Below are 17,341 nucleotides of genomic sequence, written 5' to 3'. Positions count from 1 at the left end.
TTAACTTTCTCCTTCAGGCAAGGTTAAGCCTGCACGCTGAATTTTAATTTCTAAGCCTGCCAACCAACGCTGAGCAAGTTGATCATCTGGTTTTAAGCGTAAATAAGATTGGTAATAGTGGCGAGCATCTAGCAATTTGCCTCTATAAAGCTCCAGTAAAACCGCAAGGTTAACTTGCGCTTCTGGGTAATTAGGCCAAATTTCAAGTGCCGTTAAGTAACCTTGTTCAGCTTGTTCAAACTTGCCTTGGGTTTTGGCTATGTTGGCTTTGATTTGATGGGCATAAGGGTTAGTTGGGTTGGCACTAATGGCATTGGCTAAATGTCCGTTAGCTTTATCTAACTGGTTTTGATTGAGGGCAATAATAGCTTGGTTAACATAGGCACCTGACAGTTGTGGTTCTGCGTTAATGATTACAGAAAACATCGCATCCGCTTGTTGCCACTCTTGATGCTTCATTAACGCTATCGCCTGCTGATATTGCTCTAATACAGAGGCTGGAACGTTTGCCAGCTTTTGCTTAGCCTCTGCTTCATAAGCATTCACTTGGCTTGTTGCTGAGCTTGTTTGTAATGATGACTCTATCGATGCTTGGGCACCATTTGTGGTGTCTACCAGCTCAACTAATGCTGCCGAATCACTTTCTAACTCAGTGATGTCGTCGTTTTGGCTTTCTGCAACTTGAGTGTTGCTACATCCTTGTATTAAAGCAAAAAAGCTTAACCATAGACTTTTTCTAGTCATACAAATAAGCGGCGCTTTAATGAATCGCTTCAATAACATCATGAGTTACCTCCGGTTTGTTATATAAGGCGGGGGATAATTCAGTGAGTGTGGCAAAGCTTTTACCTACCCATTGGTCGTATATATTTTGCCAAGCACGTTGCGAGTTACTGATGTGGATCTCAATCGCTTTTTCTTCAAATGGGTAGGCCAATTCTTCTAACAAGATTTCATATTCTTCTAGTGCCAGTTCATCTAAATCTGATGGGCGCTCAGAGTCCATAACATCGGCCGCCAGTTGACGATACATCTCTGCAAGTTCATAAGTGGCTTGGGGCACATATTGTGCTTGCTGGAAATCTAATACTTGCTGGTAATAGTTAATTGCAAGTTTCATTTCATCTTGTTTACGTTTTAACGTCTTGTTGAGCGGCGCTGTTAGCTTAATGGTTTTAAATGTTTGCTGATGAGCTTTGGCAAGCGAAATTGCAGCAATGGAAGCGATAACGACCTCACGATTGCCAATAGCTAAAGCTTGATGGCGCTGTTTTTTGTCGGCGCTGAGAATTTGGCGATACCAATAGTATTCTTTGTTCGGTTCATTGGATACTTGATAAAACCCACTCATTTTTAGGCGAACTTCTTGGGCTAAATCAAACGGATTAGGGTAAGTTCTAGCGTAGGTTCTGAAGGTTAAACGGGCTTTTTCCGTATTGCCTGCCTTTAGGTAATACTCTGCAGCTGTGTACTGGGCTTCACGTTTTAATTCTGTTGAGGGCTGATTAGCAACGATAATCAGCAACTGCTCTGCGGCAAGCTCCCATTCTTCTAATGCTTCGTAAGATTGCGCCAATTTAGCGGGGATCGTGGCGCTAAATTCATGGTTTGGATATCGCTGCTGAAAGGGCACTAAGACCTCAATAGCTTGTTGCCATTTTTGTTGGGAAAGCAAAATATTGGCAGCCTCAAATTGGCCGTTTATCGCATATGGTGACTCTGGCACTCTGGTACTGATCCGTTTCAAATCCATTACGGCTAAAGCTGGGTTTTCCGCCTTATTGGCTTGGGCTTGAAAGTAGATGCTGGATGCCAATAAATTGCGCATTTCTGTTTTGGCTTTATGCTGCTGTGGCTTTAGATTTGTGCTGGCATTGAGGTAATTCAGGGCGATGTCGTAAGCCGATTCTGCCTGAATATAGTGTGATTGTTGGTACAAACTATGGGCATACAGTTGGCTGACAACTTGTACTTGTGTTAATGCAACACTTGATAAGGCTTGCCCGTGACGCAAGTGATTACTGACTTGGGAGTTATCGTAACGAATAAGCCTGCTCTCTGGCTCGTTTCCAGCTTGTTGATTTACCGCTAGCGCAGCATGCGCATTTTCTTCGCTGTCATTTTTGTTGCTGGTATTACTATTACTATTGCTATTTGCCTGATTAATCACTTTGTGGCGCAGTAATACAAATTGACTGAACTGGATTAAATCATCAAATTGCTTGGCGTTAAATGCATACTGTGCGCCATCGGTAGCAAGCTCTAACGCGCGTTTATCAAGTGGGTGGTTGGCAATAAATAGCTTATCTAAGCGGGTTCGCTCCGAGATGATGGATTGTCTTTTTGACTGACTTATTGGTGTTATTTCAGCGCCTTTCACCACTGACTCATCATGTTGTGACAATATGGCTCGGATGGTCAACGTGGTCGCAAATGCCGCTTTTTGCTGTAAGTCAAGTTGCTCTGCAGGTAGGGCGAGCGCATCTTTTTGTGCATAAGCGATAGCCTCATAACTGATTAAGGCTTGTTTAAATTGCTGCGCTTCATAGTTTGCATCAGCAAATAGATACTCGTCACCGTGAATAGGTTTGGTCAGTAAAGATTGAGCTTGTGGCAACTTAGCAAGTTGTAAGTAAACACTTAAAGCACTTGCAGCGGTTTTAAATCCATCTATGCGAGCTTGCCCTGGTGGAAGTTGTTGTGCACTGGCATACAGGCGACGACTGTGCTCGTCACTGAAGGCTAATAAATGCGGTAACACTTCTTGCTGCTGTGCGGTATTAGCGTGAGTCCAAAATTGGCTAGATAAGCCATATTGTTCAACGTACTGATTTTTAAGACGGTGCATCGAGGCGAACTTGCCTTGCTGTTGATATAAATCCAGCAAAGCTAATGAGTAACGCGCAGCCCAAATGTTATTTTTGTCAAATTCAATATAAGTTTGATAAGTCAGCTCTGCGTCATGCTGTAGCTCTTTTTTAAGTAAAAATTTGGCCAAATTATCAAACAGTACATGTTGATATATCGTCAGGTAAGGGGATGACTTTTGTTGGTTTACCAAGTTAAGCAGTGAGCGAGATTGCTCTTGTTGAGACAATGAAATACTCAGTACGCGTTGCGCATCGATAGCCAGATTTTGGTAGCGGCTTGCTAACTTGTTAAATTCAAAACTGGTTTGGGTTAACTGTTCATTATCAGTACTAATTAATTCTTCGTTTGCCGCAATGATGTTATCAAACACCTGCAAAAATCTTGCATCCGCTTCGGGTAATCGATTGAGCTTAAATAGCGCCCAACCAGACATGTAAATACTATTGATGAGATATTTATCATTGTCGTTTGCCGACTCTACTTGCTGATAAGCTTGAATCGCAGCTGGGTAATCTTGCAAGTTGTAATAAATCTCACCACGGCGGAAGTTGAGTTCTGCCCGATATTGAGTATTAGGGTAGCGAGTCAGTAATGACTCCATTTCGATCAAGCTTGCATCTATCTCACCCTGCACATCGAGTGCTTTCGCAAGTTGGTACTGCAAGTGTTCATTCTCGGCTCTATCTGGGTAACGGTTCAGTAATACTTGGTATTCTGCAATAAGCTTATCGAGCTGTTGATCATTGTGTTTTAGCTGAGTTAACGCCAGCTGCTCAGCTTCTTGCGCCGACATGTCAGTCTGTTGACTGGCAACTTCATCAAAGGCTTCGCCAAACATTTGTTCTTCTAAATGTTCTGATTTGATTTGAACTAAGCGATATTCAACATGAGTTCGCACTTCTGGATCTGGCTCTAACGTCAGTAGTTGCTGGTAAATTAATGCTAACTTCGCTTTTCGCTGAGCTTGGCTTAATTGCTGTTTTTCATAGTTTACTTGAGGCTGGCTATTGGCTAAATCTGTCAATGTTGGTCGCTGTTGTTTGCTTGACGTTGGCGACTCATCGGTTAGTTGGCAACCCGCTAGACTGATTAACACTAAGCAACTTACCAATCGTGATACACCAAAGCGTTTAGGAAGAGTTAAGGCCACATTGCTACCAAGGCTTGAAACATTGCTAGTGTCAGAGTTGTTGGCTTGTAAAGCGAGTGGGTTAGTGCGCTGCATAATGCTTCTCCACTTGCTCGAAATGAGCAGTCAATGAACTCAATGGAGAATGCTCCTGTTGGGGCATGAGCTTAGTTGTGTTCAAGTTATCAGAGGTAATCGCATTGCTCGGTGTTATATCTTGCTGGCTCATTCTTTCCAGTACCGCTGCCATTTCATGGCGTGAAGTCAGCAATAACTGCGTTAGCTGTTGACGTTGATTTTGGGTAAATAGGCGCAGTTTTTGTTGAATCGTTAGCTGTGTTTTGTGACTTGCTTGCTTGATGTCACGCGTAATATCTTCGATTTGGTTGGCTAAATTCTGCTGACGGATAGCATACTCAGTGGCGCCTTGTTGAGATTGCGAGACTGATTTAAAACGAACATATTGAGCGTTTAATGCTTGTAATTGGGTGTCGATGTCTTTTAATAGTTTTTTGTGTTGCCATAAACGTGGAATAAAAGATTGTTGCAGCTGCCAATTCAGCGCACCTTCTACTCGTGTTAGTCGCAGAAAATCATCTTCTGTGTCACGTGCTGAGGCAATGTTAGTAAGTGCTTGTTTGCTTGATTCAATCCGCTGTAACCATGCTTGTTCGGTACTATTGGCAAATAGTTGCATTTGCTGGAAGGTAATTTCATCGACAGGAACATCAACAGCTTGGATCTGTTTGCTAAGTTGCTGCTTGCGTTCGGTTAGTTGACTAATAAGGTTTTCATAATCGCTTAATTGCTGTTGAGCTAACCTTTTTTCTCTACGCTGCTTATTTAAATCGATAGTCTCAGCGAGCCAGTCACTTTTACGTTGTTGCTGAGTAAGGTTCTGTTCCAATAGGGATAAACTGGCTAATGTCGTAAAGTCATTTTTCAATGCATTGTCTGTTAGCGCTTTTTCAAGCCAAGGGTGCTTTTCGAGTGTTTCAGGGCTTAACCCTTGCGGGGTTAATGCGGTTTGCATTATTTGGCTTGTGTTAAAGCGAGTTTCTAGTGCTGCTTCAAAAGCGTCTAATTGTGCTAATTGTTCAAGATAAAGTGTTTCTGCTTCTTGGTAGCTTGTTAGACTTTGTTCAAGGCTTTGTTGCTCACGAACCTGAGCGGCCAGTAATATTGCCGATTGCCAACCCATTAAAGAATAAGGATATTGGCGTTTTAGGAGATCCAATAGCGCTAATGAAATGGGATATTGCTGCAATTGCTGTGCTGAAAATGCATATAAAAATAACGCTGATTCGGTATAAGGACTCTGTTGGGGAAAGTCTTTTAATTGTGTAAATGCTGCTTGATATTGACCTTGTTTGACATAGGTCTGCGCTAATAATAGTTGCGCATAATCATTGATCGCTTGCTGCTGTACTTGCTGTTCAGATTCTTGGTCTGTAACGCTTTTGGGGCTATTTTCGTTATTTTCAGCTGTCATTGGAGCGGTAAATTCTGAGGGCGTTTTTTCAGTGAACAAGCTTTGCCAAAAGCCCGTTTCAGTTTCAGCCAAAGGCATATTTTTAATTGTAATGAGCAGGGTTTCAGCTTGTTGAAACTGCTTTTGTTCAATGAAATGCAGCGCTTGGTTTAGCATAACGTAAGCCGATAACGATGAAGAAGCTGACTGGTTATCAGTTGGGTTATCGTGATTGATAGAATCAGACGCATTAACACCACCCGCAACCTTTGCCATTATGGCAGGCTCGTTAGGCCAATAAGCCAGTTGGTTAAGAATATGGTATTGCTCAATATAGCTGTGAGGGACTTGGCTAATACGCTGCAACGTTTGCTGCGCTTGGTATGGCTGACCTTGCTCTATTTTCTGCTCTGATAATTGCAATAATGCAACTAACTTGAGTTCAGCGGGTGAAGTATTTTTTTGAGACTGAGAAGACGTTTGATTGGCTTGGTTTTTGTTGCCAGTTAACGCTTGCTCAATTGCCAATGTTTGCTCAAATGAAGATAAGGTGCGAGTCGCTTTTTGATGAAGACCAACTGATACTTGCAGCCCAGCTTCGAACAATTGACTTTTAGCAGTATCAGCATCAAATCGTTGTCGGTTAATGCTGACTTGCCTTAACGCTGCTTGATAATCGCCTTCAAAGTAGTAATACAAGGCTTGGCGATAAAGTTTATTGCGCAGTACTTGGTTTGCTTGAGTCGTGACTTCAGTATTAGCAGTGGTCACCGTGCTTACTTCAGTTGCTGAAACACTGTTGCTGCAGCCAATAGCGAATGTCATCAGACACAGTAGCGACAAAAACTTCGTTTTAGCTGGTTTATCTCGCTCTGGATGACGATATTGTTTACTGATATCGACGGCTTGGGTTCGTTGAAGCACTAGTATCATCTGTTATAAAACCCATTCTTCAACGCTAATATCAGCTCGGTAACTTGATTCGCTGTCTTCAAGCTTTAATTCAACCATGATGGTTTCATCTGTCTTTTCAAAAGGGTGGTTGACTGCTCTTTGTATCGTGCGTCCTTCTGCATCAATGCCGGTGAATATTGCTGTTAATTGATGCTGGCCAGTTTTTAAATTGCCCATATATAATTTTTGAATGCCGCCTTTTTCAAGGGCGCGGCGCTGACGCTGGGTATATAAAAATCCAGCCACATCTTGGTTATTTATTTTTAGCTCGACGCTATCTAAGGTAAAAAAACGTCCAACATCCACGGAGACAAAGACTGCTATTTGCGTGCTGGCAGGGAAAAGTAAATCTTCTTCTAAAATAAACAAATCACGATTGAGTTGAATGACCTGGCTTTTAATATCTTCAAGTTCACTACCAATACTGCTTTGCGCTTGTGAGGCATCTGCCGCGACGACTGGCGATACTGAGATACATAAGCTCAAAAAGAGCGCGTACAGTGCTCGTTGAGATAAGCTGAAAAAATGTTGTGTTCGTTTCATATTATTGCCTTGGACGCAGCGTTGAGTTGCGTACTACTAAAAATAAATACTGTAAAAAGCACGAATGACATTGGCTGAAAAGCTATAGAATGGCTCATTACCGACACCACCTTCAGCGGTAGGATCTCTGAAGTTGCTATAGTCAAAGGTAATGTAATCCCATTGCAGGCTGGCCTCTGAGCGGTTATCTCCAAAGGACAGGCTTTCAGGCATTAAATAAGTCACGCCTAAACCTAAGGTTAAGTCATTAAAATCACTAAGCTCTTTATCTCGAGCGAGATAATTTTGTGCATCTTGATAAGGAAACAGATCACTATAAAACTCAGCTTGAGTTTGTTGGTAATAGCGCACTTTAAACTCCAGCTCTAAGTAGTCACCAATCGGGTGACGATAGCCAAGCTCCACATCATTGGCATTGATTTCCCAGCTATCGTTAAAGTACCGGTAGTGAAAAAATAGCGCTGCACGATAGGGAAGAAAATAACTGGCTGACAATTTACTCGAAAAGGAATTACGGGTTTCAGGATACACTTCGGATTGATAGCCTACCCCTGAAGGGCTGGTAGTATCGATAAAACGTACTGTTCTATATGGGTTATTAAGGTAGCCTTCATCGGCAATTGCTTCAAAATTAAGTTGTGCAGTTAAGTTACGGGTTAAAATCTGACTGATGCCCGCACGAATTCGATATTGTTGGCTTTGCTCTTCAAATAGGTCATCACCGTTTCGGCGAATTTCATTGTCACCGTAAGACACACCGAGACTAAGATTGGTTAAGTCGCCAAAGGTATCTTGCGAAACGTTAATACTAAAAGACTGGGCAAGGTAATCGTCTTCGTCACTTTGCCTAGCATTAAACGTCATTAGGGTTTTGTCATTTAGGTATTCAACACCAATTTGACCTTCATGACGTTTTTCAGTGTAAGGGCTGGCAGTACTGAGTACATCCACTGACGCAGAAGAAATACTGTCTAGATAATAATAACCTGTGAAAGCTAATGACTCGGAGGCCTTCTTTCGCAGCAGCACAGAAGGACCGTCAATTTTCATCCCGCCGCCTTCGTAACTATGATAAAGCGCATCGGCTCTATCTGGCTCTAAAACAGCCGCCCATGATAAGGGGACATTTAAGCTAACGAGCAGCAATGTGATTAGCTTACATACTGTAAGGTTCATTATTCTAGTTACAGCCACAACCACCGCCTCCCGTACCTTCAGCGCCTCTTGCTGATTCACGCGCTTCAAGCACATGAGCTACATGCATATTGGCAATTGGGTGGCGACCAAAACGCATAATAGGGTCGGCTAAGTTTTGGCGCTCGTAAGGTTTTACCCAAGGCTCTATATCAAGACTAGAGCAAGCTGAGAGCGTTAATAATGAGCTTAATCCTGCACTTAACATGATGAGCTTTGTCATAGAAGACTTCATAGCGTTACTCTCTGATTAGTTTCTTGATAGCTGCGGCGTACTTTTTCTCATAGCCGTCTTGATAACCTAAGAAGACGTATCGTACGACACCATCACGATCGACCATCACAGTGGTTGGCATAGCTTTCACGTCATAGGTTTCTGAAAGGGAGTTAGTTTCATCAAAAAAGATAGCAAAGCTTAAATCTAAGTCTGCTAGGAAGTCTTTACCGGCTTGGTTTTCTTGCTCGACATTAATCCCCCAAACTGCGACACCTAAGTCTTGGTACTTATCTTGTAATTTTTGCAGTACGGGCATTTCTTTACGGCAAGGTCCACACCAAGAAGCCCAGAAATTAATTAAGATAATATTGCCACGCTGCTCAGACAGCTTTTGGTTCTCGCCTTGCATATTTTTAAGGGTGAAATCTGGTGCAACTTGCCCCGTTGTGACCGCATTTGCTTGCGCGGTAAGTCCCAGCGTCGCAGCCAATACTAAGCTTTTAAGGCTTTGATTTAATTTAAACATTAATAATCCTTTATTGTTTTTATTCTGTCTTTCACTGCTTGTTATTGTTCGTTACTCAGTTGCTTATTGCGCTATGTAAACAATAACCTCAGGTTAAAAGTAAACGGCTATGCCGGTTGCAAAGGTCAAGTTATGAGTCGTTTTACTTGAGCCAGTGATTTGGGTGTCAAAAATGTAGTCACTCATGGCCAGATCCCAAGCAACCCAATCAGTTAAAAATACTCGATAGTTAGCAGTTAAGTTGACAGTAAACTGTTCATCACCAGCAAACTCAGTGCTGCCGCCACCTAATTCAAATGAAAAGACACTGTTGAACACTAAGTCTTCACTGAAAAAGATTTCGCCAGGTAGAAAGTTATACCCAATATTCAGCCCGTAATAGCGCATTTCACGTTCTTCATCTGTCAACAGTGGGGCTGTATTAGCTAGCTTTTCAAAACTGGTATCACCGCCTTCAGCTATGGCGTAACGGGCTTTGACATAAAAGTGTTCACTGATGTGGTAGCCTAAATGTGCACTAATCCAAGGGCTATTTTCGAAGTCTTCAATCGACATTAAGCCGCCTTGTAAACCGATCTCGAAATTTTCGGTATCTAATACATCGTCCAACACTTCACGACGCTCAACATCGGCTTTAACACCAACACTGTTTGGGTTTTCTTGAGCTAAGGCTCCAGCGCTGAAACTGAGCCCTAGTGCCAGCAAGCAATAAGTGAATCGGCTTTTCAAAGCGGTTTTAGCACGGCTTGTTATTGTTGTTTTCATTGCTACCTTCATGACGACTTTGATGTTAATTAATATGTTTAGAAAAATACGCTAAAACCGAGTTGCCAAGATTGCAGTTGCTCATTTTCATCTCGGTCGGTTAATGCCAGAGAAAACTTATATTCAGCCCGTAAAATAAAGTTACGGCCTAAGTGATATTTAAGGCCTGCTGCCGCACTCATTAAGGTGTTTTCACGTGATTGTGAATCTGCAATAACACTGTGAGGGCTAGTTTTAATAATGCCACCGCCAACACCAATATATGGACTAACTACCCATTCAGGAAAAGGATGGCTAATTAACATGGCTTCGAATAAATCACTGTCAGATATACTGCCAAGTGCTTTACCAGCTGATATTTCAGCGCTAAATACAGGGGTAAATACATAGCCGAGTTGGATGGTGTAAAGGTTTGCACCTTCAAAATCGCCGTACATTACCCCGGCTTCCCAATCTCGATTAAGGTATGCATCAGTCCCGAGCTGAGTTTGTTCAACGGCTTGTCCATGTTGACTAAAACCGAACAAATCATCTTCGTGAAACCAACCTTCAACCCCACGTTTGTCACGCACTTTTATCCAAGCCGTTCGCTTGACTAACACGGTCACTTCTTCACTTTGTTCTACCACATGCACTACAGGGTAGCCTGCGCTTGGGCCTGAATGTAGCTCGATAAAAGGCACGTCTATGGTCAATGTTGCTGCTGTATTTGTGTCTTGGTATGAATCGACTGTGGTGTCACGTTCAGGAATGGAAGTAGGCTCAGCCGCAAGGGCATAGCAAGGAAGCATCATTGCCATAGACATTAATATTGGGCTTAACCACTTCATGGTAAATGGATAATTAAACATGGTTTCCTTGTTGTAACATCATCATTCCTTTATGTGCTGTTGTCAGTGTTTACTACTCTTGTGTATAAAAAGGGGTGTTGTAATATTGCGCCCCAATATCTATCCACTCAGCGATTAATTTGAGTTCGTCGGCAGACAGCATGTTTTGATGAGTGACATCATTCATGGTGTCAAAAAAGTTGCTGCTAGCGCTTGCGCCGTTAGTTGACATGATGGCTGGCACATTTACTGTCGTCATAACCGGAATTGGGTTACCTTCAGCATCAAGAATAAGCTCACCTTCGCTATCAACTTGATAGACAATATTGCCATCAGCGTCGAGAACCACGACTAAGCGATCGACGATAATGCCATCAATGTCTTCTTGTTCGACATCATTGAAAAACAATTCTCGATAGCTAGTAAAGTGTGCAGGTTGGTCAGTGGACGGCGTTGCTACTAATTCAAGCTGCCCAGCTGGTACTTGGGCAAGGTTATTGTCATCAACAATGCTATGGCAGCTAGTGCAGGTGTTATCAGCAAGAACTGCTAAAGTCGTTTCATCTATTGCAAGACGCTGCAAATCCCACAATGGCTGTATATGTTCTTCATAGTTAATCTGAATTCGGCAATAAGCATTCCAATTGTTAAAGCACTCACTACCATTTGGCGCTGGTGTAGCAAGGTTTTGGTAGGAATAATCTGTACTGGGATTAACCGTAGATAATGCGTGGTTGGTCCAACGATCTTCGTAGGTTAAGTTAGCCGATAACTCGGCGATACCATTAACCATCGCATCAGCTTGAGCCATGGTTTGCCCTTGAGTGGGAATGATGTTTTGTGTGGCGTTTGTAAAAGCTGCCCCGCCCGTTGCTCCGGGGTTAATTGATTCAGCTTGCGCATCATAACGGCCGTGGGGTAATTGACTGTTTGCAGTATGACAGCCTTTACATTGCAGTGTTTCACCCGGCTTTAAACTAATCCATTGGCTATGACGGCCACCAATACGTTGACCAGATGCATCCAATACGCTGATAGCCAAAGGAACATTAGCTGGGACTTTAATTTTTACAGAGCCATCAGGTTGTATTGGCGTGTAACCAATAATTTCACGCATTAGCTGATTGCGACTACGACCAAAATCTGTATTAGGAATATCTCTGACTTCATCTGATGGCATAGGCACGCCACGAACTACTTTCAAAAAACGTGCAGGTAGCTCAGTTGCACGTGTTTGGGTTGGATCGCTGAGTTGGCTAATCCCGCCTAAATTAGCACTACTGTCTTGACCGTCAAAGTCATACACACTGCGAATATCAATGGCTGCTGCCAGCTCTTCGTGTAGTTGCGCATCAAGTTCATTGCCGATCACTTTATTGGCTATAAATGTTTTTGGCTGTGAACTCGGTTGCATGACTAAGGCTTCAGTAATCACTTTTCCTTCTTCACTATCAGCGACTAATTGCTGAGTTCCATCGGCATCATTTAATAGCCAAAGCTCGTACAAGGGATCGGCAAGTTCTAGTGTGGGATCCAATAACTGTTCATCAGTTAGCTGCCCGCAAGCACGAATTTGCTCTTCAATCACGACACGACATAAATCCCAACTTAATAAATAGCGCTGACTATTATCAGGTAGTGGCGTTAAATGGGTTAATCGTCCAGAAGGAGAAAGGTTATCTGAGAAGTTAAAATTAAACTCGAAACTGAATGCTAAATCGTTAATGGCACTATCGTTAGCACCAGACGCAAAGGTTGGCTGTTGGTTATCAGTAAACTCTTCGATATTAATCACCACAGGGCGCTTTTGGTAGCTGGTTTCGTCTTGTGAAGAGAGTAAAAGTAAGATCTCACCATTCGGCAGCTGTTGTGGTTTAACAAATTCGATGAGTTCATCTTGCTGAACGAAGGCTATTTGATGTGAATGCCAGCCAAACATCAACTGATTATCGGTGCCATCAGGGTTCATTTCATACAGGTTTATGCCCTTATTGCCGCCCATATTATCCCAGCGACTGTACAAAATTTTACCGCTTTGCAGCACTAATGGGTGTGTGTCGTGGCTTAAATTAAAACTCAATTGCTCTATACCGCTACCATCGGCATTCATCACATGAATATTGAAGGTTTCATTATCTCGGCTTTCATCTAGGGCGGTGTACTGGGGCTTACCTTCATCTAATAAAATCGCTCTAGATAAACGCTGGCGAGTCGAAGCAAAAATGATGCGGCCGTCAGGTAAAAACGATGCCATGAGATCGTCACCTTGCTCAGCAGTGGTATCGCTGACAATCACTCGTTCAAGAGTTTGTGTTGCAAGTTGATAACGCCAAATATTCCAACTCGGTTGGTCCATTTCATCCGCATCTTCAATTTCAGGCGCTCTAATTGACACTAAAAATTGTTGGCCATCATCTGAAACTGACAAATCTCGAATATCAATAGCCTGAATGGTGTCAGCAGGTGCATCTTCTGGCAGTAAATCAGCAAATAACTGGGCTGATATGTTAGTAACAGGGGAGTCGCTAAAGGCATTTCGTTTGACGAAAAGCTGCGCGCCGGGATTAAACTGAGCGGGGTGTCGAGAATCAAAACTGGCAGGTTGAGCACCTTCATCGCCATCTAAAGCGGCAAGATCACGCTGAATATAAATAACAGGGTATTCAACTAAAACAGGATCAGCTTGCTCGTCCTTAATGGCTGTATCGGTATTACATCCTGTAAGATAAAAGAAGGCCAGAATGATATAGACGCACTTCCCTGCATAGCCCCAAATTGGCCTCATTTATTACCCTTAATACGCAATTGTTATTATTGTTATTGTTACATAGTAAAAATGTAATAATTCTTGACATTATTGCCGCCTAGTCTCAGTGTTTCAATACTTTTTAGCAAAAATTATTTTGCCAAGTAAAAAATAAAGTTAACAAAATAAAAACAACAAGCTTTATGATTTTAGAATACTCGATCATTGTCTGCGTTTTTATCTTATTGCTACTAAAGCAATTGTTAGCTAAGAACAATGACAAGGAGACAGTATGAAGTTGCAACTTTATACGCTTAAAAGTCGGCATTTTTTGAATGGAATTGATGTATCCCAGCTTAAAGTTCAACAAGGTATTACTTTGCTTTTGTTGTCATGCTTGACTATTTTTTCAGCAAACACCTCTGCTGGTACATTAGAGCAAGCCAAACAGTTACATGACAGAATCGCTGGTGTCCCAGCATCAGAGCAAACACTCAATGAGATGTCTTTATTGCTCAGTGACAGTAAGCCAATTGAAGCGGCTTATTTAGCAATGGAAAACCCCGCTTTTTATTCGACTACGCTTAAATTATTTGCCACTCCATGGACCAATATTGATCAAGATAGCTTTGCACCATTAAATGATTACAGTGCTACTGTGATTGGTGCGGTTCGAGATGATGTGGATTTTAGGCAGTTACTTCAAGCTGATATGGTTTATGTGGGCGATAACAGTCTAAACCTTCCCGCTTATAGCACCCGTGATAATGCTCATTATCAGGCACTTGAAGATCAATTTATTGATTTAAAGTCAGGCTTAGAGCGAACCACTCAATCCAGTGTTAACGGCTTACCTAGCGATGCAACAGCTGGAGTGCTTACAAGTCGCGCCGCGGCAAAAGCATTTTTCTATTTAGGCACTAACAGAGCGATGGTGCGCTTTACCTTGATGAATCATCTTTGTACTGATTTAGAGCCTTTAAAAGATAATACTCGCTCACCTGACAGAATTCGCCAAGATGTGAGCCGCAGCCCTGGTGGTGATAGCCGGTTATTTATCAATAACTGTTTGGCTTGCCATAGTGGAATGGATCCCCTTGCTCAAGGGTTCGCATATTATCAATATGACTTTGATGTTGAGAGCGACCCTGATGGTGATAGTGGGGCAATTACCTATAACCAAAGTGGTCAAATAGATCCTGACACTGGCACCAGAGTACAGGGGAAATACCATATTAACTCCACCAGTTTCCCCTATGGTTACGTGACAGAAGACGATGAATGGCAAAATTATTGGCGTGAAGGCGTTAACCAAAAGCTTGGGTGGGACGAATCACTCAATGGTAAAGGCTTTGGGGCTAAGTCATTAGGCCAAGAGTTTGCTAACAGCCAAGCATTTGCCCAATGCCAAGTTAAAAAAGTATTTAAAACCGTATGTTTAAGAGATGCAGAGTCAACTGAAGACATTAATCAGATTGCTGCTACAACTGCATCTTTTCAACAAAACTCATATCAACTCAAGCGTGTGTTTGCTGAAGTTGGCAATTATTGTATGGGAGAATAACGGTGATATTACCTCATAAAAACCTAACCTTACTCTCTGCTATTTGTTTGCTATTAACTTTATCCGCTTGTGGTGGGGGAGATGTCGAAAGCAATCCACCTCAACAGCAAGATCCTGGCTCTGATGTCTACACAGGTCCTGCGCCCGCTACAGAAGACATTCAAAAATATAAAGTGTCGCTGTGGGATAATATTTCAGGGCAAAATCGATGCGGAGCATGTCATACCGAAGGTAATCAAGCGCCGTATTTCGCTAGTCGAGAAAACGTCAATGACGCGTACGCTGCGACTAACCCATTAGTAGACTTAACAGATCCTGCGGCATCTCGTTTAGTTGAAAAAGTCGCTGGTGGCCATAATTGCTGGTTAGACAGTGATAGTGCCTGTGGTGAAACCATGACTTCATGGATCAAGCTGTGGGCTGATGAGCGAGTCAGCAGCGCTAATACCATCGAGCTGACATCACCAGTCATACGAGAACCAGGAGCCAGTAAAAGCTTTCCCGATGATAGCGGCTTATTTAGTCAGCATGTCTATCCTATCGTAAGCCAGTATTGCAGTGATTGTCATAATGAATCAGCAACGTTTGCCCAGTCGCCATTTTTTGCCAGCAATGACATTAATCAAGCTTATGAATCAGCCAAAAATGTCATTAATATTGATGAGCCAACCCAATCACGTTTAGTGGTTCGTTTGGGTAGCGAGTTTCATAATTGCTGGACTAACTGTCAGGAAAACAGCAATGAAATGCTTGCTGGGATTACAGCAATGAGTGATGCCATTGAAGTCGATGAAATTTCACCAGACATGGTGGTATCAAAGTCATTACGTTTAACCGACGGTATTACCGCATCCAGTGGTGGCCGTTTTGAAACTGATGTGATTGCGCTTTATCAATTTAAGACGGGTGAAGGTGCCATTGCTTATGACACATCGGGCATAGCACCAGAAGCCAATTTATCACTAACAGGTGATGTTGAGTGGCTAGGTAGCTGGGGATTATCTTTTACTAATGGCAAAGCGCAAGCCAGTACCGCTAATAGTAAGAAACTGCATGACCTTATTACCTCAACGGGTGAGTTTTCTATCGAGGCTTGGGTGACTCCAAACAATGTTACCCAAGAAGGCCCAGCAAGAATCGTCACCTATTCTGCAGGTGATGATGCGCGTAACTTCACGTTAGGTCAGACACAATATAACTATGACTTTATGTTGCGATCAGAAAGCTCAACAGTAAACGGTGAGCCTGCGTTAAGTACGCCTGATGCTGATGAAGTGCTACAAGCAACATTGCAGCATGTGGTACTGACCTACAATGCAACTCAAGGGCGACGTATTTATGTTAATGGCAACCTTATTGACGCCGTTGACGAAGATATTGCGCCGCTTGCATCATGGGATGACAGCTTTGCATTAATACTAGGTCGCGAAGCCTCAAACCAGCATGTATGGCAAGGGGATATTCGTTTATTAGCGATTTATAACCGTGTACTCGAGCAAGAACAAATTAGCCAAAACTACGATGTTGGAGTTGGTAAGAAATTTTTCTTACTGTTTTCAGTCAGTCATTTAATTGATTTACCCGAAACCTACGTCATGTTCGAAGTCAGTCAGTTTGATAATTATAGCTACTTATTTACTGGCGCATCACTGGTGAATATTAATGGCACGCCTGTGGCGGACAACTTTGATATGCGCGGGATCCGTCTTGGTATTAACGGCAAAGAAAGCGCTCAGGGCCAGGCATACTCCAATGTTGATTTAACCATAGACAGTGGTCAAGAAATTGCTGAACCAATGCCAATTTCGGCACTCGGCACGATTATTGGCCTTGAGAAAGGTGCCAGCCAAGATGAGTTTTTCTTAACTTTCGAGCAAATAGGTGAGCACGAAAATGTTCGCGTACCGGGTGTTGTCATTACACCAGAAGAACTCCCAGCCAGCACAGAAACATCGCATATTGGTCTACGTAATTTTGCCGAAATTAACCATACCATGAGCGAATTAACCGGTGTGGCACAACAAAATACAAAAGTCTTTGATACCTATGAGTTAGTGAAGCGGCAACTGCCCAGTGTTGAAAATATTGATACCTTTATTTCAGCGCAGCAAATGGGGGTAACTCAACTGGCCATTGCCTATTGTGATGTTGCTATTGACGACAACGAGATTCGCACGGCTTGGTTTCCTGATGTCGACTTTAGCCTTGCACCTGCTGACGCATTAAATGCAGCGCAACGCCCAGCATTGCTTAATCCGCTCATTAATCAATTAATGCCGTTGAGTCTTGCAACCCAGCCAGATGCAACTGCTGTGTATGATGAACTGGACTCTTTGGTAAGCCACTTATCAGTTTGTGGTACAAACTGTAATGCAGAACGCACCCAAACGATTGCTAAAGCCTCTTGTGCTGCAGTGCTCGCTAGTGCTGTTATGTTGATTCAATAGGAGAGTAATAATGATAAAACAGCAACTGAATATTACTTCTCGTTCAAAATTGAAACTGGTCAATGTGGCAAGTGTATTAGCCTG

12 protein-coding genes are annotated in these 17,341 nt (G+C 42.6%); 2 read left to right on the top strand and 10 right to left on the bottom strand.

Features of this window, described 5'->3' with window-relative positions; translation table 11 throughout:
* The 10 genes from AB4128_RS16490 to AB4128_RS16445 all read right to left on the bottom strand — a co-directional run bounded on the left by AB4128_RS16490 (position 1) and on the right by AB4128_RS16445 (position 13,285).
* The gene (locus AB4128_RS16490) at positions 1-786 is read right to left on the bottom strand and encodes a tetratricopeptide repeat protein (protein WP_372038329.1); all 786 of its coding nucleotides are present in this window, start codon (positions 784-786) and stop codon (positions 1-3) included.
* Positions 761-4,096: a tol-pal system YbgF family protein gene (locus AB4128_RS16485; RefSeq protein WP_372038328.1), complete on the bottom strand. Its 3,336-nt coding sequence runs from the start codon at positions 4,094-4,096 to the stop codon at positions 761-763. The genes AB4128_RS16490 and AB4128_RS16485 overlap by 26 nt, the downstream gene beginning before the upstream one ends.
* Complete coding sequence (locus AB4128_RS16480) at positions 4,083-6,404, bottom strand: tol-pal system YbgF family protein (RefSeq protein ID WP_372038327.1); 2,322 nt, start codon at positions 6,402-6,404, stop codon at positions 4,083-4,085. Before AB4128_RS16480 ends, AB4128_RS16485 begins: the two co-directional genes overlap by 14 nt.
* A gap of 3 nt (positions 6,405-6,407) precedes the next feature.
* Positions 6,408-6,968, bottom strand: coding sequence for an AraC family transcriptional regulator (locus tag AB4128_RS16475; RefSeq protein ID WP_372038326.1), 561 nt, complete (start codon positions 6,966-6,968; stop codon positions 6,408-6,410).
* Between the two features lie 36 nt (positions 6,969-7,004).
* Positions 7,005-8,162, bottom strand: coding sequence for a DUF3570 domain-containing protein (locus AB4128_RS16470; RefSeq protein WP_372038325.1), 1,158 nt, complete (start codon positions 8,160-8,162; stop codon positions 7,005-7,007).
* Positions 8,149-8,397 carry a DUF4266 domain-containing protein gene (locus AB4128_RS16465; protein ID WP_055025741.1) on the bottom strand — a complete coding sequence of 83 codons (249 nt, stop codon included), beginning with the start codon at positions 8,395-8,397 and terminating at the stop codon, positions 8,149-8,151. The genes AB4128_RS16470 and AB4128_RS16465 overlap by 14 nt, the downstream gene beginning before the upstream one ends.
* A gap of 4 nt (positions 8,398-8,401) precedes the next feature.
* Positions 8,402-8,905, bottom strand: coding sequence for a TlpA disulfide reductase family protein (locus AB4128_RS16460; protein WP_055025740.1), 504 nt, complete (start codon positions 8,903-8,905; stop codon positions 8,402-8,404).
* Between the two features lie 93 nt (positions 8,906-8,998).
* On the bottom strand, positions 8,999-9,670 hold the full coding sequence (locus tag AB4128_RS16455) for an outer membrane beta-barrel domain-containing protein (protein WP_192022254.1): 672 nt from the start codon (positions 9,668-9,670) through the stop codon (positions 8,999-9,001).
* Between the two features lie 38 nt (positions 9,671-9,708).
* Positions 9,709-10,521 carry an SH3 domain-containing protein gene (locus AB4128_RS16450; protein ID WP_372038324.1) on the bottom strand — a complete coding sequence of 271 codons (813 nt, stop codon included), beginning with the start codon at positions 10,519-10,521 and terminating at the stop codon, positions 9,709-9,711.
* 52 nt (positions 10,522-10,573) lie between these two features.
* Positions 10,574-13,285: a hypothetical protein gene (locus tag AB4128_RS16445; protein WP_372038323.1), complete on the bottom strand. Its 2,712-nt coding sequence runs from the start codon at positions 13,283-13,285 to the stop codon at positions 10,574-10,576.
* A gap of 253 nt (positions 13,286-13,538) precedes the next feature.
* On the opposite strand from AB4128_RS16445, the gene AB4128_RS16440 reads away from it, so the two are divergent.
* Positions 13,539-14,810 carry a hypothetical protein gene (locus tag AB4128_RS16440; RefSeq protein WP_372038322.1) on the top strand — a complete coding sequence of 424 codons (1,272 nt, stop codon included), beginning with the start codon at positions 13,539-13,541 and terminating at the stop codon, positions 14,808-14,810.
* A gap of 2 nt (positions 14,811-14,812) precedes the next feature.
* The gene (locus AB4128_RS16435) at positions 14,813-17,257 is read left to right on the top strand and encodes a LamG domain-containing protein (RefSeq protein ID WP_372038321.1); all 2,445 of its coding nucleotides are present in this window, start codon (positions 14,813-14,815) and stop codon (positions 17,255-17,257) included.
* Positions 17,258-17,341 lie beyond the last annotated feature (84 nt).

This window comes from Shewanella sp. 10N.286.52.A9 (assembly GCF_041468985.1).
GTDB lineage: Bacteria > Pseudomonadota > Gammaproteobacteria > Enterobacterales > Shewanellaceae > Shewanella > Shewanella japonica.
This window is presented reverse-complemented; position numbering and strand designations above follow the sequence as displayed.